General features: G+C 67.1%; 15 protein-coding genes, 5 tRNA genes and 2 pseudogenes. 11 read left to right on the forward strand and 11 right to left on the reverse strand.

All coding sequences use genetic code 11. The annotated features are described in order from the left end of the window. Positions 1 to 432 precede the first annotated feature (432 nt). Positions 433 to 3,573, forward strand: a complete 3,141-nt coding sequence (locus AC1AYN_RS08560; RefSeq protein ID WP_476532932.1) for an alpha-mannosidase — start codon at positions 433 to 435, stop codon at positions 3,571 to 3,573. 142 nt (positions 3,574 to 3,715) lie between these two features. Here AC1AYN_RS08560 and AC1AYN_RS08565 read toward each other — a convergent pair whose 3' ends face one another. From AC1AYN_RS08565 to tkt, 9 genes are all read right to left on the reverse strand, one after another. Then, entirely contained in the window at positions 3,716 to 4,948 is a 1,233-nt protein-coding gene (locus tag AC1AYN_RS08565) for an MFS transporter (RefSeq protein WP_476502370.1), read from the reverse strand. Between the two features lie 237 nt (positions 4,949 to 5,185). Further along, positions 5,186 to 6,082, reverse strand: a complete 897-nt coding sequence (locus tag AC1AYN_RS08570) for a carbohydrate kinase family protein (RefSeq protein ID WP_476502371.1) — start codon at positions 6,080 to 6,082, stop codon at positions 5,186 to 5,188. A gap of 53 nt (positions 6,083 to 6,135) precedes the next feature. Further along, complete coding sequence (locus AC1AYN_RS08575) at positions 6,136 to 7,356, reverse strand: ROK family transcriptional regulator (RefSeq protein WP_476502372.1); 1,221 nt, start codon at positions 7,354 to 7,356, stop codon at positions 6,136 to 6,138. A gap of 164 nt (positions 7,357 to 7,520) precedes the next feature. Next, positions 7,521 to 8,606 carry an ROK family transcriptional regulator gene (locus AC1AYN_RS08580; protein WP_476532933.1) on the reverse strand — a complete coding sequence of 362 codons (1,086 nt, stop codon included), beginning with the start codon at positions 8,604 to 8,606 and terminating at the stop codon, positions 7,521 to 7,523. Further along, positions 8,603 to 9,124: an NUDIX hydrolase gene (locus AC1AYN_RS08585; RefSeq protein WP_476532934.1), complete on the reverse strand. Its 522-nt coding sequence runs from the start codon at positions 9,122 to 9,124 to the stop codon at positions 8,603 to 8,605. Before AC1AYN_RS08585 ends, AC1AYN_RS08580 begins: the two co-directional genes overlap by 4 nt. Further along, positions 9,121 to 10,728, reverse strand: coding sequence for an aminopeptidase P family protein (locus tag AC1AYN_RS08590; RefSeq protein ID WP_476532935.1), 1,608 nt, complete (start codon positions 10,726 to 10,728; stop codon positions 9,121 to 9,123). Before AC1AYN_RS08590 ends, AC1AYN_RS08585 begins: the two co-directional genes overlap by 4 nt. 69 nt (positions 10,729 to 10,797) lie before the next feature. Then, positions 10,798 to 12,150, reverse strand: a complete 1,353-nt coding sequence (gene brnQ, locus AC1AYN_RS08595; protein WP_476532936.1) for a branched-chain amino acid transport system II carrier protein — start codon at positions 12,148 to 12,150, stop codon at positions 10,798 to 10,800. Positions 12,151 to 12,368: 218 nt separating this feature from the next. Then, a complete protein-coding gene (gene tal, locus AC1AYN_RS08600; RefSeq protein ID WP_476502377.1) occupies positions 12,369 to 13,472 on the reverse strand; it encodes a transaldolase in 1,104 nt (367 codons plus the stop codon). A gap of 110 nt (positions 13,473 to 13,582) precedes the next feature. After that, the gene (gene tkt / locus AC1AYN_RS08605; protein WP_476502378.1) at positions 13,583 to 15,691 is read right to left on the reverse strand and encodes a transketolase; all 2,109 of its coding nucleotides are present in this window, start codon (positions 15,689 to 15,691) and stop codon (positions 13,583 to 13,585) included. 416 nt (positions 15,692 to 16,107) lie between these two features. Between tkt and hrcA the strand changes: the two are divergent. The 3 genes and pseudogenes from hrcA to dnaJ form a co-directional block, all read left to right on the forward strand. Beyond that, positions 16,108 to 17,115 (forward strand): annotated as a pseudogene (gene hrcA / locus AC1AYN_RS08610) (heat-inducible transcriptional repressor HrcA); the annotation flags it as partial. Next, positions 17,116 to 17,301: pseudogene (locus AC1AYN_RS08615) on the forward strand (hypothetical protein); the annotation flags it as partial. A gap of 67 nt (positions 17,302 to 17,368) precedes the next feature. After that, positions 17,369 to 18,529: a molecular chaperone DnaJ gene (gene dnaJ / locus AC1AYN_RS08620; RefSeq protein WP_476532937.1), complete on the forward strand. Its 1,161-nt coding sequence runs from the start codon at positions 17,369 to 17,371 to the stop codon at positions 18,527 to 18,529. A 156-nt stretch (positions 18,530 to 18,685) separates the two neighbouring features. On the opposite strand, the gene AC1AYN_RS08625 is transcribed toward dnaJ, so the two are convergent. After that, on the reverse strand, positions 18,686 to 19,606 hold the full coding sequence (locus tag AC1AYN_RS08625) for an undecaprenyl-diphosphate phosphatase (protein WP_476532938.1): 921 nt from the start codon (positions 19,604 to 19,606) through the stop codon (positions 18,686 to 18,688). Between the two features lie 191 nt (positions 19,607 to 19,797). Here AC1AYN_RS08625 and AC1AYN_RS08630 point away from each other — a divergent pair, with 191 nt between their 5' ends. Next, a complete protein-coding gene (locus tag AC1AYN_RS08630) occupies positions 19,798 to 20,589 on the forward strand; it encodes a fructosamine kinase family protein (protein WP_476532939.1) in 792 nt (263 codons plus the stop codon). A gap of 44 nt (positions 20,590 to 20,633) precedes the next feature. Here AC1AYN_RS08630 and AC1AYN_RS08635 read toward each other — a convergent pair whose 3' ends face one another. Continuing rightward, positions 20,634 to 21,488: a PAC2 family protein gene (locus AC1AYN_RS08635; RefSeq protein WP_476532940.1), complete on the reverse strand. Its 855-nt coding sequence runs from the start codon at positions 21,486 to 21,488 to the stop codon at positions 20,634 to 20,636. Positions 21,489 to 21,703: 215 nt separating this feature from the next. Here AC1AYN_RS08635 and AC1AYN_RS08640 point away from each other — a divergent pair. The 6 genes from AC1AYN_RS08640 (at position 21,704) to AC1AYN_RS08665 (ending at position 23,224) form a co-directional block, all read left to right on the forward strand. Continuing rightward, positions 21,704 to 21,776 (forward strand) — tRNA-Gly (locus AC1AYN_RS08640). 28 nt (positions 21,777 to 21,804) lie between these two features. Further along, positions 21,805 to 21,875: transfer RNA gene (locus AC1AYN_RS08645), tRNA-Cys, on the forward strand. Positions 21,876 to 21,919: 44 nt separating this feature from the next. Continuing rightward, positions 21,920 to 21,994 (forward strand) — tRNA-Val (locus tag AC1AYN_RS08650). A gap of 43 nt (positions 21,995 to 22,037) precedes the next feature. Next, positions 22,038 to 22,110, forward strand: a tRNA-Val gene (locus tag AC1AYN_RS08655). Positions 22,111 to 22,141: 31 nt separating this feature from the next. Continuing rightward, positions 22,142 to 22,217, forward strand: a tRNA-Gly gene (locus AC1AYN_RS08660). 641 nt (positions 22,218 to 22,858) lie between these two features. Further along, positions 22,859 to 23,224: a M23 family metallopeptidase gene (locus tag AC1AYN_RS08665; protein WP_476532965.1), complete on the forward strand. Its 366-nt coding sequence runs from the start codon at positions 22,859 to 22,861 to the stop codon at positions 23,222 to 23,224. Positions 23,225 to 23,235 lie beyond the last annotated feature (11 nt).

The following is a 23,235-nucleotide window of genomic DNA, read 5'->3' on the forward strand; positions in this document are numbered from 1 at the left end:
CAAGAGGCGAAACGCAGAACAAAGTCAAGTCACATCCGTTTATACCTTGGTCGATTTATAAATTGGATAACTCATTCTGATGATTGAAGATTTATGTAATCTTGGCTTGTTGGTACTATTATTGTAAACAGGTGAGGTTGTCTTCATTTCTTGTTGCATAATTTTAAGGTGCCGTTTTATTTTATCCCATTAAAGATGGAAGTGGATTATATGGTTATATATACTTCACTGAAATGATTCACGGTATCGTCTATGGATATTTTTAGAGCTTGTTGTCGCATCGTTGTGCGATGCTTATAAAATAGACGTATTTTTATTCATGTCGTTATATTGAGATAGCTTATTCAACTAACAATGTTTATGGACGGTAGAGCATGATTCGGGGATAGGGAAGGCACAAATCTATAAGAGACGCTGGTATCGTGGAGGACGATGCCGCTCGATATCGAACACCAGCTTGCGCGTTGCGACCGCGTCGTCACGCAACGCATCGCGCCATACGTCCACGCCACGCTCGCCCCATGCGACGTGCGCGCCGCCGCCAACCCCGGGGAACCGGAACCCGCCGACGCGTTCCTCGCGCGCGCCCGCGCGGGAACGGCTGGATTCCGCCCGTTCGCCGTGCCCGGGCCGTGGGGGACGACTTGGGGGACCACATGGTTCGAGATATCCGGCCACGTCGACCGCGAAGCCGCACGCGGCCATGACGTCGAACTTGTCGCCGACCTCGGTTGGAACCGTCCCGACTGGCCGGGATTCCAGGCGGAGGGACTCGTCTACCGCGCCGACGGCACGGCGGTCAAAGCCGTCAACCCGCGCAACCGATGGGTGCCGCTCGTCCGCGCCGACGGCACGGACATCGCCGGACTCGACGCCGACGGCCGGTTCACGCTCTACCTGGAAGCCGCGTGCAACCCCGACCTGAGCGAGGCGGGCGGATACGCGCCCACTTCGCTCGGCGGCGACCCGACCGGCGTGCGCGACCTGCCGTATGCGCTGAACCGCGTGGACGTCACCCTGTTCGACCGGGACCTGCACGCCCTGATGATGGATCTCGAAACCGTGTCCGGCCTCATCCGCGAACTCGCCGCCGACGATCCGCGCCGATGGCGGCTCGCCGGGGCGCTCCGCCGCGCGCTGGACGCCTACGACGAACGCGACCGCGCGGCAAGCGTCCCGCAGGCGCGCGGGGAACTCGCCGGCGTGCTCGCGTCGCCCGCCGCGCCGAGCGCCGTGCGGCACGTCGCCGTCGGCCACGCGCACATCGACACCGCATGGCTGTGGCCGATGCGCGAGACCCGGCGCAAGGTGGCGCGCACCGTCGCCAACGTGCTCGCCCTCATGGACGAGGATCCCGACATGACGTTCGTCATGAGCTCCGCCCGGCATTACGCGTGGCTCGAACACGACCACCCCGACCTGTTCGCCCGGATGCGCCGGCGCATCGACGAGGGCCGCTTCGTCCCCGTGGGCGGCATGTGGGTCGAATCCGACGCGATGATGCCCGCCGGCGAATCGCTGGTACGCCAGTTCACCACCGGACTCGCCTACTTCCGCGAACATCTCGGCGTACGTCCGCACGGCGTCTGGCTGCCCGACTCGTTCGGCTTCGCCGCCGGCCTGCCGCAGATCGCCCGCCGCGCAGGCTTCGACTGGTTCCTCACCGGCAAGCTCTCCTGGAACGACACGGACCGGCCGCGCCACCACGCCTTCCTATGGGAGGGCATCGACGGCACGCGCATCCTCGCGCACATGCCGCCATCCGCCACCTACGGTTCCACGATGGAGATGAACGAGCTCATGCGCTCGCAACGCGACCTCGCCGACAAGAACCTCGTCGGCGACGCGATCATCCTCTACGGGCACGGCGACGGGGGAGGAGGGCCCACCCGCGAGATGACCGCGCGGATCCGCCGCGCGCACGACCTCGAAGGCGCGCCTCGGGTCGGCTTCGGCACGCCCGACCGACTGTTCGCCGCATTGCGGCGCGACATCGTCGGCGATGCACACGACGCACACGACGCGCCCGTGCACCGCGGCGAACTGTACCTCGAACTCCATCGCGGCACGACCACGGCCCAGCAGGAGATGAAACGACGCTGCCGCGAGGAGGAATCCCTGCTGCGCGTCGTCGACCGTCTCGCCGCGACCGCGCTCGTACGCGTCCCCGGCTACACGCCGCCGCGCGACGAGCTCGACCGCATCTGGAAGCGGCTCCTCTCCGACCAGTTCCACGACATCCTGCCCGGCACCGGCATCGCCCGCGTCCACCGCGAGGCGCGGGAGGCCTATGCGCGCGACATCGCACGACTGCGGGCGATCGCGACGGAGACCACGCACCTGCTCGCCGCGCACGGCGACGGCGGCGACAGCCCATCGGCCACGGACGGGGATGGAGATGGGAATGGGGATGGTCGGAAGGATTCGCACGACGGCGACGGGCGCAGCGTCCGCGCCGTCCACATCATTCGCGACGCCGACGGCACGACGCTCGACAACGGACTCCTCCGCGCGCACATCGCCGTGGACGGCACCGTGGACTCCCTGATCGACCTCGCCGCGGATCGCGAGATCGTGCCCGAGGGAACGGCCCTCGGCCGCTACGAGCTGCTGCGCGACGAGCCGTCGCAATGGGACGCATGGGAGCTGGAACGGGACGCGTTCGACACCGTGACGCCGCTCGCGGACGGCGCGCTCATCGGCGTCGCCGCAACCGGAGACGGCGCGGCGGAGGCCGTCGCCGAGACCGCGGCGGACGGCGTGCGGATACGCACGCGCGTCACGCTACGCCCCGGTGCGCGTGCACTCGACTTCCATGCCGACGTGGACTGGCATGCGCCGGAACGTATGCTCAAGGTCGACGTCCCCGTGGCCGTGCACGCCGACCGTGCGCGGTTCGAATGTCCGTACGGATTCGTGGAACGGCCGGTCACGGCCGGTCCGATCGGGGAGAACCCCGCATACGAGAGCTGCACGCACCGGTTCGTGCGCGTCGCCGAATCCGATGGAGGCTATGCGGTCGCCGTTGTGAACGGCTCCACCTACGGTGCCGACGTGTCGTCGATCCGCCGTGACCCGGTGCGGGGGAGTGCGGGCGGCGTGATGATCCGGCCATCGCTGCTGTCCGCGCCGCGCTACCCTGACCCGGACACCGACATGGGACGGCACACGTTCGACTGGTCGGTGCTCGCCGCCGCCGACATGCCGGCGACGCTCACCGAGGCCGCGCGGCTCAACACGCCGGACATCGATGGCGCGGCGGCCGTCCCGCCGCTCGTCGTGCTCGACGACGTGCGGGGAGTCGTCGTGCACGACTGGGTGAAACCCGCCGACGACGGTTCCGGCGACATCGTCCTGCGCCTGTACGAGGCGGCGGGAGGCCGGGCACGGGCGACGTTGCGCCTCGACCCGGAGCTTGACGGATGCGTGGTCGCGGAGACCGATCTGACGGAAGGGGAGCCGCCCGCGCCCGACCTGCCGCGTGCGCTCGACGGCGAGGTGACGGCGGGCCGAGGCGGTGCGCCGCTCGCGTTCGGGCCGTTCCAGCTGGCGACGCTGCGCGTGCGGAGATGAGACCTGCGACCGCGACGGTTTCCGCGCCGTGGAGGAGCACACGAACAAGGGGGTGGGTCTTTCCCGGAAATCATTTCCGGGAAAGACCCACCCCCTTGCGGTTCAGACGCGCGGTCTCGGACCGTTCACGTCAGGGAAGGAATCAGGCCTCGGCCTTCTTGCCTTCGAGCACCTTGTAGGCGAAGCCCATGACCAGCACGTACAGGCAGCCGACGGCCATCACGAGGATGCCACCGAACTGGCCGGCCGCGTCGGCCGCGACGCCCATGATCGGCGGGAAGATCGCGCCGCCGATCAGGCCCATGAGCATGAGGCCGGAGATCTCGTTCTGACGGTCCGGACGGTACATGAGCGCGTGGGAGAGGAACAGGGAGAACACGTTCGAGTTGCCGAAGCCGACGAGGGCGACGGCGACCCAGAACAGCCACACCGGCGGGTTGTCCTGCACGAGGGCGAAGACCGCGAAGCACACGGCGGAGGCGGTCATGATGACGCCGCAGATGCGCAGGCCGACCTTGTTGCTGATCTTCTGGAGCACGATGCCGCCGGTGAAGCAGCCGATCATACGGGCGATGAAGTAGACCATCGTGGCGGTGGCGGCGATGGCGGTGTAGGTGTCGCCGGTGTGCTCGGTCAGGATACGCGGGGCCTGGGCGTTGATGCCGACGTCCACACCCACGTGGGCGACGATGCCGAGGAAGCACAGGAACACGATGCCGTCGGAGAACAGGAGCTTGAAGCAGCGGCCGATGGTGGTGGTGCCGGCGTCCGGGGCGGGCTCGTCGATCTTGTCGAAGGCGAGGAGGATGTAGCCGACGATGCCGACGACGAAGTAGATCACGAAGAGGATCCACCACATGTTCAGCTTGGTGGCGCCCCAGATGGCGATGTACGGGGCGAACAGGGAGGCGAAGGCCTTGACGAACTGGCCGGTGGTCAGCGTGGAGGCGAGCTTGTCACCCTTGACGAACACGGTCAGCAGCGGGTTGAGGGACACCTGCATGAGGGTGTTGCCGATGCCGAGGAAGGCGAAGGAGATGACGATCAGGACGAGGCGCGGCGTGCCGGACAGGGCGACGTAGGCGATGATCGGCAGGGCCATGGCCACGAGGGTGACGAGGATGGACCACAGCACGGTCTTGCGGCGGCCGATCTTGTTCATCAGCATGCCGGTCGGCACGGAGAAGATGAGGAACCAGAAGAACACCATCGTGGTGAACAGGTTCGCGGTGCCGTCGGCGAGGTTGAACTCGCCCTTGACGTAGTTCGTCGCGGTGCCGACGAGGTCGACGAAGCCCATGACGAAGAAGGCGAACATCACCGGAAGAATCTTCGCGAATCCGGCGTTGCCGGTCTTGGCGGTTTCGTTGCTCATTGTAATAATTCCCTTTTTCCTGTAATGAGACTGACGAAATTGTCGATATTCGATATTCAGTTATGGCTGCCTGGCGTCAGCGGTGGGCCCGATACCCGACGACGGGCGGGCGGCGGTCATTGTCGCACGGACGTCGCCGGATATCGGGCTCTATGCCAGGAAAGGTGGTGTCGGAACAATCCGCCGATCGGGTGGAACCCGTCGTGCGCGGACCGTTCCCGCGGGTCGTGGCGCGGCTTACTTGCCTGCCTCGGCCAGGTAGTCGGTCATCTGGGCCGGGTACTCCGGCCAGGCGCCGTTCTGGGTGCACACGAAGGCGGCGGTGTTGACGGCCTTGCGGTGCGCCTCGGAGAGCGTGTCGCCGAGCAGGATGCGCGCGGTGAAGGTGCCGGAGAAGGAGTCGCCCGCACCGACCGTGTCGACGACCTCGACGCGCGGGGTGTCGACGGTGGAGATCTCACCGTTCTTGGAGATGATCGTGGAGTAGGCGGAGCCGGCGGTCAGGATCACGTAGTCGAGATCGTACTGCTCGAGGAACCAGCGGCAGGCGTCCTCGCCGGAGGTGCCGCGGATGTCGAACATGTCGCGCAGGAGCAGCAGCTCCTCGTCGTTGATCTTGAAGACGGTGGCGACGCCGAGCAGCTCCTCGATGAGCTCCTTGGAGTAGTGGTCGCCGCGCAGGTTGATGTCGAAGAACTTCATCGCGCCCGGCTTGGTGTGCTTGAGCAGCTCAGTGATGGTCGCGTGGGACTCGGGGGAGCGCAGCGCCAAGGTGCCGTAGCACACGGCGTCGGCCTGCTTGACGACGTCGATGAGCTGGCGGGTGTACAGGATGTGGTCCCAGGCGACGCCCTTGACGATCGTGTACTCCGGGATGCCGTTCTTGAGCTCGACCTCGACGGTGGAGGTCGGCCAGGCATTGCGCTGGATGACGGCGTGGATGCCGGCCTTGGCGGTCTCCGCGAGCAGCTCGTCGCCGAGCTCGTCCTCGCCGACGGCGGAGACGGAGTAGCCGTCCGCGCCGTTCATCATCGAATGGTAGGCGAAGTTCACCGGGGCGCCGCCGGCGCGCTTGCCGGAGGGCAGCATATCCCACAGGAGCTCGCCGAGGGAGAGAACGATGGGCTTGGACATGATGGTTCCTTTCCTTCTATTGGTTTTCCGTATGGAAATCTTGGGTTTCGCGGTCAGCTCAGGTCGAAGAACATCGAAGGATGGTCGAGGAACTGGGTGGCCGCCACCGCCGCGGCGCCGCAGACGGTCGCGTCGGTGGGCATGGTGGACAGTCTGATTTCGGTGGAGTCGCAGATCTCCGGGATCGAGCGGCTGCGCACCGTGGCGATCACCTCGTCGAGCAGCAGGCGTCCCGCTTCCGAGACGATGTCGCCGATGATGATGAGCCGGGGATTGAACGTGTTGAAGATGTTGACGCATCCGTAGCCGATGTAGCGGCCGATGCGGCGTACCATCTCGACGGCCTTGTCGACGCCTTCCCTGGCGAGCGAGAACAGGGCGCGGGTCGCCTCCGTGTTGCTCATCAGCTCGGCGTGCGGCACGGGACCGCCCTCCTCGATGAGCATCTCGCGGATGGCGGGGGTGGAGCAGTAGCGTTCGAGGCATCCGCGGTTGCCGCAGTCGCACGGCCTGCCGTCGATGTCGATGGAGACGTGGCCGATCTCGGTGGCGGCGCCGAGGGCGCCGTTGATGATGCGCTCGTTCTCGATGACGCCGAGTCCCACACCCTCGCCGACGAGGAAGTAGGAGATGTCGTCCTCCCCGTGCGATTCGGGATCGAACAGGTAGTGGGCGAGCGCGCCGGCGCGGGCGTCCTGCTCGATGAACACCGGCACACGGAAGGCGTGGCCGAATTCCTCGATGAAGTTGACGTCGCGCCATCCGAGCATGGAGGAGACGACGGCCGTGCGGCCTTCGTCGCGCATGTACGGGCCGGGGACGGCCATGGCGATGGCGATGATGGACGGATCCGCGTCGAGCAGGGACTCGATGCGGACGTGCATGAGCCTGACGGCCTCGCCGATGGTCTCGTTGGTGACCGGCGGCAGATCCTCCAGGCCGAGTGCGTTGCCGCACAGGTCGAACACGCCGACCTGCACGAGCGAGCGTGCGAACTTGACGCCGATGATGTGGAACCGTTCGGTGTCAAGCGTCAGTCCGATGGAACGACGGTTCTTCGCGCCCTCCATGTCGCCGGTCTCCTCGATCGCGCCGGCTTCGATGAGCTGCGCGGTGATCTTGGTGATGGCGGCGGGGGTGAGGCCCAACGCCTTGGCGATCTGCGCCCTGGAGCTGACGCCGTTGTGATACAGGTGCTGGAGCACGCGGGAACGGTTGGATTCCGCCACCGTCGCCTGGGATGCCGTGGTGTTCGCTTGGGTACTGCTATTCATCTCGACACCTCCTTGCGCGATTGAGTGGCTGTCCGCTCGCCGTTGAATCTGAACTTCGTGGACATATTAACGCGGTTAATACATGAACGCAATTAAGATTTGTTCGGCGTGTTGCGAAAACGTTTGCGTGTCGCGCGGCGAAAAGTGCTATTACATCGGGAAACTCACCGCGATGACGGTGCGAGACGTCGCAGCACCGCGGCGATGGCCGCACCGCGCAGGACCCCGTCGGCCCCGTACCGGCATCGCCGGATACGCGTACGCACGCATGGCAGGGAGGAGGTCATCGCGTCCAGACGTTGCTGCGCCGCATCGAGGAATCCGTCGCCGACGACATCGTCGGGGCCGAGCACGCGCACGTCGTCGAGAGCGAGCAGTCCCGCCGTCAGGGCGATGGCGGAGCCGAGGCGCGAACCGGCGTCGCGCAGGATCGCGTCCCGGCCGGAATCATCCGCTCCGTCCAGACGCTCCCTGAGCGCCGGCGCGCCGAGAATCGTCTCCAGGCATCCGCGCCCGCCGCAGGGGCAGGGAAGCCCGTGATCGGGATCGAGGGAGATGCGGCCGATGCGGACGCCCGACCCGTATCCGCCGCCGACGGGAACGCCGTCGATGAACGTCGCCGCGTCGACGCCGTCGTCCAATCTCACGAGCATGAGATTCGGGCCGACGTCGTCGAAGAAGCGTTCGGCCGTGCCGGAAGCGACCGTGCCGGCGACCACGGTCACGGGGATGCCGGATTCCGCCTCGATCCGGCTCCTGAGCCGTGCCTCGAGTCCGGAGACCGTCCCGTCGTCCTCGTCATTCGTTCCGGGCACGGCGACGCCGACGCCGATGACCGGGATGCCGTCCGCGTCGTTGCGGAGACGGTCCACGAGCCGTGCGACGGCGTCGACGATCCCTTTGTCATCGGGACCCGCGGGGCGGGCGACGCCCATATGGTTCCGGGGAACGCCTCTCAGATCGGTGAGCGCGCCGTCGATGGAGGGCTTCCGCGACCTCCGTGGCGGTACGGTGACGCCGATCGCGTATAGCCGCGTCGTGTCGATGCCGAGCAGCGCGGCGCGCCTGCCGCTCCCGTCGGATCCCGCTTCCCGTCCGGTACGCCGGATGAGGCCTTCGTCGATCATGCCGTTGACCACGTCGGACACGGTGGCGCGCGACAGTCCGGCGAGCCGGCCCAGCGCGGCGCGGGAGAGCGTCGCCGTCGGATACAACAGCCTGAAGACGCGCTCCCGCGCCGCGCGGTTCATCGGCGTTCGCCGTCGAACAGGAACAGGGCGTGCGCGTCGCCCTTCGCCTTGTTCTCCAGATACGTGCGGAACAGCTTCAGCCGTTCCACCGTGCTCCTCGCCAGCGGCTCGGGCAGCTCGTCGAGGGCGAACCAGCCGACGGAGAGGCTTTCGTCGTCGCCGACGAACGGTTCGGCGTTGCCTCCCGGCTTCAGCGAGCACAGGAACGAATGGTCCATGTACTGCGCGTTGTCGCCGTTCGCGTAGGTGATGACGCGTGTGTCCGAGGTGACCGCCACCAGATCGGTGACGACCGCGTCCACGCCCGTCTCCTCCTTGATCTCGCGCACCACCGTGTCGGCCGGTTGCTCGCCCGGCTCGTTGATGCCGTACACCATCGCCCACTCGCCCGTGTCCGAACGGCGGCCGAGCAGCACGCGGCCCCGGTCGTCGAGCACGCAACCGGTCACGCCGATCAGCCACAGCGGATCGTGGCCGATCTTCTTTCTCAGGTCGAGGATGAACTGCGGCGTGGTCATGCGAGGTCCTTCCCGGCGGCCTCGGCGCGTTCGCGCATCCATGCCTCGACGTCGTCGATTCGCTTCGGGATGCCGGCGGAGATCCATTCGGGACCGTCCTCGGTCATGAGCACGTCGTCCTCGATGCGGATGCCGATGCCGCGGTACTCCGGCGGGATGAGCAGATCGTCCTCGCGGAAGTACAGGCCCGGCTCGATGGTGAAGATCATGCCCGGACGAATCGGCGCGCCCTGATAGGACTCGAAACGCGCCTGCGCGCAGTCGTGCACGTCGAGGCCCAGATGGTGCGCCACGCCGCAGGCGAGCCAACGGCGATGCTGCTGGCCCTCGGGGGAGAGGGATTCCTCCACGTCCACCGGCAGCAGGCCCCACTCGTGCAGACGCTCGGCGATCACGCGCATGCAGGCGTGGTGGATGTCCGAATACGTGGCACCCGGCTTCGCCGCCTCGAAACCGGCCTGCTGGGAATCCAGCACGGCCTGGTAGAGGCGCTTCTGTAGATCGGTGAACCTGCCGTTCGTCGGGAAGGTGCGGGTGATGTCCGCCGTGTACAGCGAATCGACCTCGACACCGGCGTCGACGAGCAGCATGTCGCCGCTCTTCACGACGCCCGTGTTGCGCATCCAATGCAGGATCGGGGCGTGCGGGCCGGAGGCGACGATCGAATCGTAGCCGACCGTGTTGCCCAATTCGCGCGACACCGCGTTGAACGCGCCCTCGAGGATGCGTTCCGAACGCGGCTTGTCGAGCGCCTTCGGCAGGGAGGAGAGCAGGCGGTCGAAGCCGGCCTTCGTGGCCGCCACCGCCTTGCGCATCTCGCCGATCTCGTACGCGTCCTTGACCATGCGCGCCTCGGACGTGAACTCGTGCAGCTTGTCGTCCGCCGCGGCGTTGCGGTCCGGGTCGGCCGCGCCGTTCGCCTCGCGCACGGATTCGACGAGGGCGGTGATCCGCGGGTCGGTCTCGCGCATGACGCGCACGCGCACCGCGCCCGCCTCGCCGCCGACGTCCTTGGACAGGGCGTCGGCCAGCTGGGCGATGTCATGGGTCTCGATGCCGGTCATCGCCGTCATCTCCTTGAGGCCGGCGCGCGGACCCACCCAGTATTCGCCGTAATGCGCGTTCATGAAGAAGTCGGTGGTGGAGTTGTCGGCGCGCGGGGCGACGAACAGCTCCGGCACATGCGTCTCGCCGGCCTTCGCCTCGGGCGAATCCGGGTCGACGGGGTTGAGCACGAGCACCGCGCCCGCCTCGTAGTCCACGCCGAGACCCGTGTAGTAGGCGAACGCCGTGTCCGGACGGAACATGTAGTCGCAGTCGTTGTTGCGCACCTTGGGCTGTCCGGCCGGAATCACCAGACGCTCGCCGGGGAACGCCGCGCCCAGGGCCTTCAGGCGTGCGGGCGTGAACTTCGAGGATTCGAGCGGCTCGATGTCGGGCTCGTCGTCCGCCCACCCGGAGCGCATGAACTCCTTGAACGCCTCGGAACGCGGACGCAGCGAACGGTTGTTCACACGGTCGGCCATCGCCTGGTCGGCGCCCGGCGCGCTCGCACGCTCCTCGGCCTCGTATTCCCTGTCCTTGTCGGTGACCACTTCACCCATGAAACGCTCCTGTTCATCATCGGGGATTCGTTGACTCACCCTCATAGTAGTCGCCATGGGCGGGATGCGTCACGAACGGCCGGCGGCCCTCCTCCGGGCCAGCGAATCCACGACGCCCGCCGCCATGCCCACGGCCGCGGGGACGAGCCAGCCGAGCTGCTGCTCCTGCAACGGGAGGAGCCGAAGCGTGGCGTCCAGCCACGGCAGCGAGCCGCCGAAGACGACGGCGAGCGAGGCGACGCATGTGGCGACGGATGGGATGGCGACCAGCAGGATCGTCCACTGGTAGACGCGCGGGAAGCGCGCGCCGAGCGCGCGATGCGTCAGCGCGAGCAGCACGAGCACGATGGCGAGCGGGTAGAGGGCGGACAGCACCGGCACGGAGACCTTGATGATCGCGCTCAGACCCGCGTTCGACACGACGAAGCTGAACACGGTGAAGACCACCTGCCATGCGCGGTAGCTCACGCCATGCCCCGCGACGGAGCGGAACCGCGTGTGGAAGTAGGTGGCGCACGTGCAGATCAGGCCGGTGCACACGTTGAGACAGGCGATGACGAACACGACGCCGAGGAACGCGGTTCCGGCCGCGCCGAACACGGAGGAGGTGAGGTTGGTGAGCACCGTCGCGCCCGTGTCCGTCGCGGAGTCGATCGCCGTGATACCGCCCGACACGACGCCCACGTAGCTCAGCGCGCCGTAGATGAGCACGAGCAGCACGCCGGTGCCGAGACCGGCGAACGCGGTCTCGCGGCGCACCTCGTTCTCGTCGTCGACGCTCTGGGCGCGGATGTTCGCCGAGATGACGATGCCGAAGTACAGGGCAGCGAGCAGATCCATCGTCTGATAGCCGTCGAGGAAGCCTCGGGCCATCTGGTTCGTCGCGTAGTCGCCGCTCGGATGCGGTGCGACGCCGCCGTGGACGAGACAGGCGACGAACAGGATGACGATGAGCGCGAGCAGCAGCGGCCCCATGAAGCGTCCCAGCACCTTGGACAGGCGTTCGGGGTGCTGGGCGAAGAGGAACGCCAGCGCGAAGAACACGAACGAATAGGCGAGCTGTGCCATCCATTTGGAGGAGCCGGACGCGAACGGCGCCACCATCATCTCGAACGAGGTGGTCGCGGTGCGCGGGATCGCGAAGCACGGGCCGATGGTGAGGATGATCGCAAGTCCGAGGAAGAGCGAGAAGCCGGGGGAGACGCGCGAGGCGAGCGCGTCGAAGCCGCCGGCGAAGGTGACGGCGATGACGCCGAGGATCGGCAGGCCGACCGCGGAGACGATGAACCCGACGCCGGCCGGCACGATGGCGGAGCCCGCCTGCGCGCCGACGAACGGCGGGAAGATGAGGTTGCCCGCCCCGAAGAACATCGAGAAGAACGTGAACGTCATCACCAGACGTTGCCTTGCGGTCAGATGCATGAGGGTGGGCCTCCTTCGCTCCGGTCGGTCCGTCTCCGGACGTCGTGTCGTGTCGTATCGTGCGGCGTCGGGCGGGCCGTTTCCATAGGGTGCGCCCGACGCGTCTTCCGAGTGCCCACCATATACGCAAAGACTCCCGGCCATGCGGTCGGGAGTCTTGTGGTTCCAGCTATTCAGCCGTTATGTGGACGCGTGGGCGTCCGCATGATGCGCCTGTCTCAGCCGTTGACGCGGTCGATGCCGGACTGCACGTCGGCGAGGACCGAATCCCAGGACTTGATGAAGGCGGCGACGCCGTCGGCCTCGAGCTTGTCGGTGACGTCCTTGAGGTTGATGCCCAGCTCGGCCAGCTTGTTGATGATGGCGTGGGACTCCTCGTAGGTGCCCTCGATGGACGGGGCGCCGTTGCCGTGGTCGGCCAGCGCGTTCAGGGTCTTCTCCGGCATGGTGTTGACGATGTGCTTCGCGACGAGCTCATCGACGTACTTGCAGTCGGAGTAGGCCGGGTTCTTGGTGCCGGTGGAGGCCCAGAGCGGACGCTGGACCTTGGCACCCTTGGCGGCCAGCTCGGCCCAGCGCGGATCGGAGGCGAACTTCTTCTCGAACAGCTCGTAGGCGAGGCGCGCGTTGGCGACGGCGGCCTTGCCCTCGAGGGCCTTGGCCTCATCGGAGCCGTTGGCTTCCAGCAGCTTGTCGACCGCGGTGTCCACGCGGGAGACGAAGAAGGAGGCGACGGAGCCGATGTGCTTGAGGTCGTGGCCGTTGGCGGCGGCCTGGGCGATGCCCTCGATGTAGGCGTCGATGACCTGCTCGTAGCGCTCGAGCGAGAAGATCAGGGTGACGTTGACGGAGATGCCCTTGGCCAGGGTGGCGGTGATGGCCGGCAGGCCCTCGAGGGTCGCCGGGATCTTGATCATCGCGTTCGGACGGTTGACCTTCTCCCACAGCTCGACGGCCTGCTTCTCGGTGGCCTCGGTCTCGTGGGCCAGACGCGGGTCGACCTCGATGGACACGCGGCCGTCGACGAAGTCGGTCTTCTCGGCGATCTCACGGAAGATGTCGGTGGCGTTGCGCACGTCGGTGGTGGTGAGCTCGCGCACGGCGGTCTCGACGTCGACCTTGCCGAGCTCCTTGAGCTGCGCGTCGTACGGGCCGACCTGGCTCAGGGCCTTCTGGAAGATGGACGGGTTGGTGGTCACGCCGACGACGTTCTTGTTGGCGATGAGGTCCTGCAGGGAGCCGGACTCGATGCGGGAGCGGGACAGGTCGTCCAGCCAGATGGAGACGCCGTTGTCGGACGTACGCTGAGTTGCTTCAGTCATTGTGTTCCTTCCTAACATTCCATGCCGCTTTCGCATGGAACAAATCTTGAATCTGATTGGGGGAGGGGTGCCGCCGCCCACGTCGTTCGTGGGCGGCGGCACCCGCCGGATCACTTGGCGGCTTCGACTTCCGCGATGGAGGCCTTGGCGGCCTCGACCACGTGCTCGGCGGTGATGCCGAGGTCGATGAGGTTCTGCGAGCCGGAGCCCTGCAGGCCGAACTGCTCGATGGAGACGGGCTTGCCGTAGGAGCCGAGGTACTTGTACCACGGCATCGCCACGCCGGCCTCGACGGAGACGCGGGCCTTGACGGCGGCCGGCAGCACGGCCTCCTTGTACTCGGCGTCCTGCTCCTCGAACCACTCGAGCGACGGGACGGAGACCACGCGGGCCTTGACGCCCTCGCCGGCCAGGGTCTTGGCGGCGGAGACGGCCAGCTGGACCTCGGAACCGGTGGCCAGCAGGATGACGTCCGGGGTGCCCTCGGTGTCGACCAGGACGTAGGCGCCCTTGCGCACGCCGTCCTTGGCCTTGGCGGCGGTCTCGGCGAGCACCGGCAGACCCTGGCGGGACAGCACCATGGCGGTCGGCAGCGTGTTCTTCTTCTCGAAGAAGTAGCGGTAGGCCTCGGCGGTCTCGAAGGCGTCGGCCGGGCGGACGACCTCGAGCTGCGGCATGGCGCGGAAGGAGGCCAGGTGCTCGATCGGCTGGTGGGTCGGGCCATCCTCGCCGACGGCGACGGAATCGTGCGTCCAGACGTACAGGTTCGGGATCTCCATCAGCGCGGCCAGACGGACGGCGGAGCGCTCGTAGTCGGAGAACATGAAGAACGTGCCGCCGAACGGACGGGTGTGGGAGCCGAGCAGGATGCCGTTGGTGATGCAGCCCATGGCGAACTCGCGCACGCCGAAGTGCAGCTGGCGGCCGAACTCGTTGCAGACCGGCCACTGCTTGGTGGCGCACTCCTCGGGCGCGAAGGTGGCGGCGCCCTTGAGGTCGGTCTTGTTGGAGCCGCCGAGGTCGGCGGAGCCGCCCCACAGTTCCGGCATGACGGCCGCGATGGCGTTGAGGACGGAGCCCGAGGCGCCACGGGTGGCGACGGACTTGCCGACCTCGAAGGTGGCCTCGAGGTCGTCGATGGCCTTGTCGAAGCCCTCCGGCAGCTCGCCGGCCTTCAGACGGTCGTACAGGGCGGCCTTGTCCGGGTTGGCCTTGCGCCAGGCGTCGAACTTCTCGTCCCACTCCTTGTGGGCCTCGAGACCGCGCTCGGCGACCTTGCGGGCGTGGGCGAGGGCCTCCTCGTCGACGTGGAAGCTCTCCTCCGGATCGTAGCCGAGCAGCTTCTTGAGGCCGGCGACGGCCTCGGCGCCCAGCTTGGAGCCGTGGGAGGACGGATCGTTGGTCTTGCCCGGGGTCGGCCAGGCGATCAGGGAGTGGACCTTGATGAGCTTCGGCTGGTCCGGGGCGGCGGCCTCGGCCTTGGCGATGACGTCGGCCAGGCCCTCGACGTCCTCCTTGTAGGAGCCGTCGGGCTGGATGAAGCTGAACTCGTCGGTGTACCAGCCGTAGGACTGGAAGCGCTTGAGCACGTCCTCGGCGAGCACCAGGTTGGTGTCGCCCTCGATCTGGATGCGGTTGGCGTCGAAGATCACGGTCAGGTTGCCGAGCTTCTGGTTGGCGGCCAGGGCGGCGGCCTCGCCGGAGATGCCCTCCTCGATGTCGCCTTCGCCGCAGATGGCCCAGATCTTGTGGTAGAACGGGGACTCTTCCTTCGGGGTGTTCGGGTCGAGCAGGCCGCGCTGGAAGCGCTCGCCGTACGCGAAGCCGATGGCGGAGGCGAAGCCCTGGCCCAGCGGGCCGGTGGTCATCTCGATGCCCGGGGTCAGGCCGTACTCGGGGTGGCCCGGGGTGCGGGTGTCGGCGCCGCCGCGGAAGTGCTTGAGGTCGTCCAGGGTCACGCCGTAGCCGGAGAAGTACAGCTGGACGTACTGGGTGAGGGAGGCGTGGCCGCCGGAAAGAATGAAGCGGTCGCGACCCTCCCAGTTGGGATCGTTCGGATCATGCTTGATGAAGTGCTGGTACAGGGTGTAGGCGACGGGCGCCAGGGAAACGGGGGAACCGGGGTGGCCGGAACCGGCGTTCTCAACCGCGTCGGCCGACAGGACCTTGGCCATCTTGATGGCGCGCTCGTCCAGCTCGGTCTCCTTGAATTCGGTCATGGATGTCTTTCCTTCCGCTTGGTCGGGCCGCGTATCCGGCTTGTGCCGGGCGCTGTCGCCCTCACATTGCGTTACCCATGCTACCTTCATTTCGCGACGTAGCGTTGTGATTTTGGCGTGTTTTGGTAACTTCTGTTCTGTTAGCGTTCACAATATGTGTCGCTACGCTGGCGACGAACGGATTAGCAGTCGAAACGGGGGAGTGCTAATACAATGGAATACCGCGATGACGCGTGCGGAGAGCCGTTCCCGTCGCCTCCCGAGGCGATCGGAGGGCCCGCCACGGCCCCGCATGCGCGTGTCGCGCCGTGCCCTCGGCCGCCGCATGAAGCGCCGTGGAACACGACATGAATGATGGATGAAATGTGCCCGTCGGGTACGTAACGAAGGAGGCGTGCATGCCGCAGACGAGACGCATGGTGGTCCTGCGCGCCGTCGTCGAGGACTATATCCGCTCCCAGGAGCCGGTCGGTTCGGCCTCGCTCACCAGACAGCACGATCTGGGGGTCAGCTCCGCCACCGTGCGCAACGATATGGCCGCGCTCGAGGAGGAGGGCTACCTCATCCAGCCGCATACGTCGGCCGGGCGCGTGCCCACGGAGAAGGGCTACCGCTATTTCGTGGACCGTCTCGCCACCGTCGTGCCACTGTCCGGCGCGCAGCGCCGCGGCATCGACAGCTTCCTGTCCGGTTCGGCGAGCCTGCAGGACACGCTGCAGCGCGCCGCGCGGCTGCTCGCGCGCATCACCGGTCAGGTGGCCGTCGTCGCCTCGCCGTCGCTCGCGCGCTCCACGCTGCGCCACGTGGAGCTGGTGCCCGTCGCGACCGCTACGTTGCTCGCCGTCGTCATCACCGACACCGGGCGTGTCGCGCAGCACACGATAGCCGTGCCCGACATGCCGTCGTCCGAACTGCTCGGGCTGTTCACCGACACCGTCAACGCCGAATGCGGCGGGATGTCGCTCGCACAGGCGGCGCAGCGGATCCGCGCGCTCGGCGCCGACCGACGCTTCCACGCCGTCGCCGCGCTCGCCGGCCAGCTCGCGCAGGCGTTCGCGGTCATGCACGACGACGAGCGCGGCAGCGAACTGTACATGTCCGGCGCATCCAGCCTCGCCCACCAGCAGCGCACCATGGCCGACCTCGCGCCCCTGTTCGACGCTTTGGAGGAACAGGTCGTGCTGATGCGGCTGATGAGCGCGTTGAGCGAGGAGACGGCGCGCGGCGACGGCGTCGGCGTGGCCATCGGATCCGAAACGCACACGCCGGGCCTGCTCCACGCCGCCGTCGTCACCAGCGGCTACGGCAGGACCGAGACGGGCGACGACGCGTCGACGGAAGCGGCCGGCCCCGACGACAGCGGGATGCGGACGGCGGAGGGTGACGCCCCATGCCCGACGGCCGCCGTCCACGGACCCGGCGGCGAGCCGGTCGCCTTCGTCGGATCCATCGGCCCCACCCACATGGACTACGCGAACACCATCGCCGCCGTGCGGGCCGTCGCGAGGTACCTGACCGCGTTCCTCGCCAACGGCGAACCCTCGCGTCCCGATCCGCCTCCGGACGCCGGACAGGGGGCTCCGCCGGCCGCCGGCGACCGGTCGCGCTGACCCCTCCTTATGGCACAATAACCCGCTAGCAACACAAGATATACAGGCATAAAGGAACGAACGAACCGTGGCAGACTACTACGAGGTGCTGGGCGTCGAGCGCGGCGCGAGCGACGACGAGATCAAGAAGGCGTACCGCCGGATGAGCCGCAAATACCATCCCGACATCGCCGGCCCCGAATTCGAGGACAAGTTCAAGGAGGTCAACAACGCCTACGAGGTGCTGAGCGACCCCGACAAGCGCCGCATGTACGACTCCGGCGTCGATCCGAACGACCCGAACTCCTCCGCGGGGTTCGGCGCCGGCGGCTTCGGCAGCATGGGGGACATGGGCGACGTGTTCAGCACGTTCTTCGGCGGCGCGTTCGGCGGCGGCTCGCAGGGGCCCACCCCGCGCACCCAGCCCGGCCGCGACGCGCTCGCCAGCATGACCATCGACCTGAAGACCGCCGTGTTCGGCGGCACCGAGCAGGTGCGCATCACCACGTTCGGCCTGTGCCCCGACTGTTCGGGCTCCGGGTCCGCCGACGGCTCGAAGCCGGTCCCCTGCCCCGATTGCCACGGCAGCGGCCACCGCCAGAAGGTCGTGCGCACGATGCTCGGCCAGATGATGACCTCCGCGCCGTGCGAGCGCTGCGAGGGCCACGGCGACGTGATCTCCAAGCCGTGCTCCTCGTGCATGGGCCACGGCCGTGTCCGCGTCACCCGCAACGTGGGCGTCAAGGTGCCCGCCGGCATCGGCGACGATTCGCGCATCCGCCTCGCCGGACAGGGCGAGGTCGGCGAGGGCGGCGGCCCGGCCGGCGACCTGTACGTGGACATCCGCATCCGTTCGAACAAGCAGTTCACCCGCGACGGCGACGACCTGCACTGCTGGGTGCGCGTGCCGATGAGCTGGGCCGTGCTCGGCCACGAGCTCACCATCGACACGTTCGACGGCGAGCAGACCGTGACCGTCCCGGCCGGCTGCCAGCCCGAGGACACCGTCACACTGAAGGGCCTCGGCGTGACCCGCATGCGCGAGCAGGGGGAGCGCGGCGATCTCATCGCGCATATCGCCGTCGAAATCCCCACCAAGCTCAACGACGAGGAGCGCTCCCTCATCGAGCGGTTCGCCTCCTCGCACGACGGCGACGCCACCCACGTGGCGCAGAGCTCCCGGCCCTCCACCGGCGGCCAGTCCGGCAGGAAGGGCTTCTTCAGCAAATTGAAGGACGCGTTGGGCTGAAGAGCGCTTCGGCGGCTACGGCGGCTGTTCCGCCGCCGGTAGGCCGTCGGCCGTGCCCTACGACGAAGGCCCCGTTGCGTGGTTCATTCCCATGAACCACGCAACGGGGCCTTCGTCATGCCATCCGTCCGCCGCGTGAGCCGGCGGAGGCGGAGGTCAGCCGGCCACGGACGGGTCGATGGCCGGCAGGACGCCGGCGATGAGCAGGACGGCCACCACCACGGCCAGGCCGATGCGGTAGATGGCGAACGCCTTGTAGGAGAAGGTGCTCACGAACTTCAGGAAGCCGATGATCACGATGTAGCCGACGAAGAACGCGACGATCGTGGCCGCGATGGTCGGGCCCCAGCCCGGCCAGGCGGCGCCGCCGATCGCGGCGCAGGCGTCCGCGGCCTTCGTGGCCTCGCAGGCGCTGACGTCCTTCACCGCGGAGACGGCCTCCAGGATGCCCGCGCCGAACACGGCGGGGATCGCCATGAGGAAGCTCACGCGCACGGCGGCCTCGCGGGTGTAGCCCATGGCGCGGCCGAACGTAATGGTGCCGCCGGAGCGGGAGACGCCCGGGATGAGCGCCAGCATCTGGCCGACGCCGAAGATCAGCGCGTCCTTGGCGGTCATCTGGTTCATCGTCTTGACCTGCTTGGCGCGGCTGTCGAAGATCCACAGCAGCACGCCGAACACGGCGAGCACGGTGACGGTGATCCACAGGTTGCGCAGCGTCGTCTCGATCATGTTCTTGAACAGCAGGCCCGCGATGAGGATCGGCATCGTGCCGATGATGATGAACCAGCCCATCTGCGTGTCCGGGTTCTTCGCGCCCAGACGGGACTTCCAGTCCTTGCCCTCACGGCCGAACAGTGAGCCGAACCATGCGCCGAGGATGCGGATGATGTCCTTGCGGTAGTACAGGATCACGGCGAGCTCGGTGCCCAGCTGGATGATGGCCGTGAACGCGGCGCCCGGATCGGAGCCGATCATCAGGTCGCCGATGATGCGGATATGCGCGCTGGAGGACACCGGCAGGTATTCGGTCAGCGCCTGGACGAGACCGAGGAAAATCGCTTGGAAGAAATTCATAAACCCCTCTAACCTCTAGAACTCGGGTATTGCGATGTTCGTCAATTGCGAAGACCACTGTACTCATAGGGGTCTAAGACCGCACTCATGCATGGCGCATCGCGGATGATGTCTTGCACAATGCACACAATGAGGCCACAATTGGGCGAGGACCAGGGCCGCGAGGGGCCCGTCAACGAAGGAGCGAATTCATGGATACGTACCGCAAGAGCAGGGGATACGCCCCGAAGGGGTTCTTCGAATGCGAGGGGAGGGGCCTCGAATGGCTCGGCGAGGCGATGCCGCAGGGAGGTCCCCGCGTCGTGCAGGTGATCGGCTGGGGCGACGACCATCTCGACATCGAGAAGGTCCATTCCGCGATGCCCACCGTCAAGGCGGCGCATGACTTCGGCGCGGCGCTCGCGCGCATGCACGACGCGGGCGCCCCGCATTTCGGCTCCGCGCCGGCCGGGTACGACGGCACCTGTTATTTCGGCCCGCTGCAGGACCCGGTGCCGATGGACACCGGCGAATGGGACGATCCGGTCTCCTACTATGCGGAAGGCCGTCTCCGCCCGATGGTGGAGCTCGGCATCCGCCGCGGCGAACTCGACGAATCGGATATGGCGCTCACCGAGCGGGTGATTGATGCGATGCCCGACCTGCTCGGCCGCGCCGCCTTGGACAAGCCGGCGCGCGTGCACGGCGACCTGTGGAGCGGCAACGTGATGTGGACCGCCGATCGCGGCTACAGCGAGGCGGTGCTCATCGACCCGGCGGCGCACGGCGGCCACCGCGAGGAGGACCTCGCCATGCTCGGACTGTTCGGCATGACCTATCTGCGTGACATCCTCGACGGCTATCAGGGCGTCCATCCGCTCAAGGCGGGCTGGCAGGAGCGCATGACCCTGTGGCGTCTGTACCCGATCGCCGGCCATTGCGTGTTCTTCGGCGGCGGCTACGTGGGCGAATACCGCTCCATGTGCCGTTCCCTGCTGGGCTGAACGTGGGCCGGGCGGCGGCGCTTCGGCCGGCCGGACGCCGCCGTTCACAGGTTTCTGAGGAAGTCCTCCGTCTCCCTCACGAGCCGTTCCGCCTGTCCGGGGTTCTCGGAGGCGGCCGCGCGCGCCGCCTCCGCCCGGTCCCATTGCTGTTCGAGATGGTGCACGTAGTCGGCCAGCTGGTCGCTGCATCTGAGCAGCATCGAGGCCTTCGCCTTCCATTCGTCCGCCCGCGACGGCAGATCGCCCTCGTCGAGGTCGCAGCCGAGCTCCTCGCCGAGGCGGCGCAGCAGGGCGAGCGTGGCGGGCGCGCAATCGTCGTTGCCGGTGTACTGGGGGACGGACACCCACATCGACGTGGTGTCGAACGACTGCTCCCGGGCCATGTCGTCCAATACGGTGGGGATGCCGACGGGGCCGCTGTACCCGCCCTCGCCGTCGTTCGCGCCGCAGTCGCAGCTGCTGCCGCATCCGTCGAGGTCGTGGGAGACGTCGATCGGAAGGGGACGGGTGTGGGGGCAGTCGGCGTACATCGAGCCGAGCGTGACGATGCGGTCGACGTCGAACTCGTCGGCGATATGCAGGCTCTGCCGGCAGTACTCGCGCCAACGGTAGTTCGGTTCCGGCGCGATCTGGGTGTAGATGCGGCGGTCGGGGGAGAGCGCGATCTCGTAGAACGTGGTCTGGGGCCAGATGATGCGCGGCCGTCCGGTGACCCGGCACAGCATCGGTCTGGACACCTGGTAGTCGTAATAGCCGTCGCAGCTGATGTGGCGTATCTCGCGCGCCTCGTAGCGGCCCAGCAGATGCCGGATGACGTTGGTCGCCGCCTGGCATGCGTCGTTCCACCCTTCGAAGGCGGCGAGCATGACGCTCTGCCGCGGATCCCGTTCCTCGCTCATGCCTTCCACAATAGCGGTGGCCGATGCCGCCCGAACGCGTATTCGCCCGCTGTTCGCCATGGGCGTGCAGGGGCGGAATCCCGCCGTTCTCCGGTGCTCGACGCCGAACCGGAGGCGGGTGCGGCGCAACCGCGACACGCCGTGTTTGCAATTCGCCCGCGGATGGATATAGTAGTGACTCGTGCTTCGGCGGGGAGAAATCCCCAAGGCCAAATGCGGACATAGCTTAGTTGGTAAAGCGCAACCTTGCCAAGGTTGAGACCGCGGGTTCGAGTCCCGTTGTCCGCTCTAAGGTCCGATGAGTTGACGACCTTACGGTGGGTTAGCCAAGCGGTTAGGCAGCGGCCTGCAAAGCCGTATAGACGAGTTCGACTCTCGTACCCACCTCTCAGCGAACCGAAGCGATTCGGTCGACTGCTGGATGCAGGCCCGGGCGGTTGGCGCAGAGGTAGCGCACTTCCCTGACACGGAAGGGGTCACAAGTTCGAATCTTGTATCGCCCACCATGCCGAAGTGATTCGGCCTGATAACTGAATACCGAAGCGATTCGGGCGATTGGCGCAGCGGCTAGCGCACTTCGTTCACACCGAAGGGGTCGTAGGTTCGATTCCTACATCGCCCACTGAATCCCGCTTCTCACGGCGGGATTCTATGCGGACATAGCTTAGTTGGTAAAGCGCAACCTTGCCAAGGTTGAGACCGCGGGTTCGAGTCCCGTTGTCCGCTCCATCCCGGACCCCGCCATCGTGCGGGGTTCTTTCGTATTCCGGGCATGCGTATTCCGGATATCTCCTGCATCTCCTCCCCGGCCGCCCGTATCCGGCACCCACGGTCCGCGGGCGATTGTGAAGATTTCCGGGAGCTCTATCCACATTCCCCGTACGGCTGGACCCGGACCCGTCCGCCGCGTCATCGTTGGTGATGACGGATATCCGGCATCGGCCGGATGACGATGCCGATGATGAGGAGCCGACATGGACGGGCGATGGCGACAGAATGACGGAGCACGACGCGCCGTACGGCGCAGACGCGCGGTGATGGCCAGGAGACGACGACGCCTCGCCGAACGCCGCCGGGAGATCCGGATGCGGCTCATCGCGGTGGCCGCCATCGCCATCGTGACGCTCCTGCCCACCGCCGACGCGGTCCGCCGGGACGCCGTCGCGGTCGGGCGTCCGACGGACCGGACCATATCCGGGACCGGCGTCATGACGGCATGGTGCGCGACCGGCATGGAGACCGTATCCACGATGGCGGAACCGTCCGGAACCGTCCGGAACCGGAACATCGCGCTGGCGCAGGGGATCGGAGCCGATGCGGACGGGAAATGCCGCCGGACGCTGTCATGGCCATTGCGCCGCGTCGAGCGTTTGAAGGCGTTCGACGCCCCCGATCGGCCATGGCTGCCCGGCCATCGCGGCATCGATCTCGCGGCCGCGGAACACGACGAACTGCTTGCGCCCGCCGACGGCGTCGTCTCGTTCGCCGGAACGGTGGCGGGCAAACAGGTGGTGAGCGTCCGGCACGACGGACTGACGCTCACCTTCGAACCGGCCGTCACGGACCTGCCCGTCGGGGCGCGGACCATCCGCGACGAGCCGTTCGGCGAGGTGGGCGCGCGCTCGGACCATTGCGACGGGGCCTGCCTGCACTGGGGCGTCAGACGCGGCGAGGACTACCTCGATCCCGAGACGCTGGCCGGGCCCAGGCGCATCGCGCTCAAACCGGTGGAATGACCGTCGCACCG

The organism is Bifidobacterium sp. LH_413, from assembly GCF_056357015.1.

Coding starts and splice junctions, on each gene's coding strand:
- AC1AYN_RS08630 (WP_476532939.1), top strand. CDS start 19,798: ATGGATACGTACCGCAAGAGCAGGGGATACGCCCCGAAGGGGTTCTTC.
- AC1AYN_RS08590 (WP_476532935.1), bottom strand. CDS start 10,728: ATGGGTGAAGTGGTCACCGACAAGGACAGGGAATACGAGGCCGAGGAG.
- tkt (WP_476502378.1), bottom strand. CDS start 15,691: ATGACCGAATTCAAGGAGACCGAGCTGGACGAGCGCGCCATCAAGATG.
- AC1AYN_RS08635 (WP_476532940.1), bottom strand. CDS start 21,488: ATGAGCGAGGAACGGGATCCGCGGCAGAGCGTCATGCTCGCCGCCTTC.
- AC1AYN_RS08580 (WP_476532933.1), bottom strand. CDS start 8,606: ATGAACCGCGCGGCGCGGGAGCGCGTCTTCAGGCTGTTGTATCCGACG.
- AC1AYN_RS08565 (WP_476502370.1), bottom strand. CDS start 4,948: ATGAGCAACGAAACCGCCAAGACCGGCAACGCCGGATTCGCGAAGATT.
- AC1AYN_RS08570 (WP_476502371.1), bottom strand. CDS start 6,082: ATGTCCAAGCCCATCGTTCTCTCCCTCGGCGAGCTCCTGTGGGATATG.
- AC1AYN_RS08625 (WP_476532938.1), bottom strand. CDS start 19,606: ATGAATTTCTTCCAAGCGATTTTCCTCGGTCTCGTCCAGGCGCTGACC.
- tal (WP_476502377.1), bottom strand. CDS start 13,472: ATGACTGAAGCAACTCAGCGTACGTCCGACAACGGCGTCTCCATCTGG.
- brnQ (WP_476532936.1), bottom strand. CDS start 12,150: ATGCATCTGACCGCAAGGCAACGTCTGGTGATGACGTTCACGTTCTTC.
- AC1AYN_RS08585 (WP_476532934.1), bottom strand. CDS start 9,124: ATGACCACGCCGCAGTTCATCCTCGACCTGAGAAAGAAGATCGGCCAC.
- AC1AYN_RS08575 (WP_476502372.1), bottom strand. CDS start 7,356: ATGAATAGCAGTACCCAAGCGAACACCACGGCATCCCAGGCGACGGTG.
- AC1AYN_RS08560 (WP_476532932.1), top strand. CDS start 433: ATGCCGCTCGATATCGAACACCAGCTTGCGCGTTGCGACCGCGTCGTC.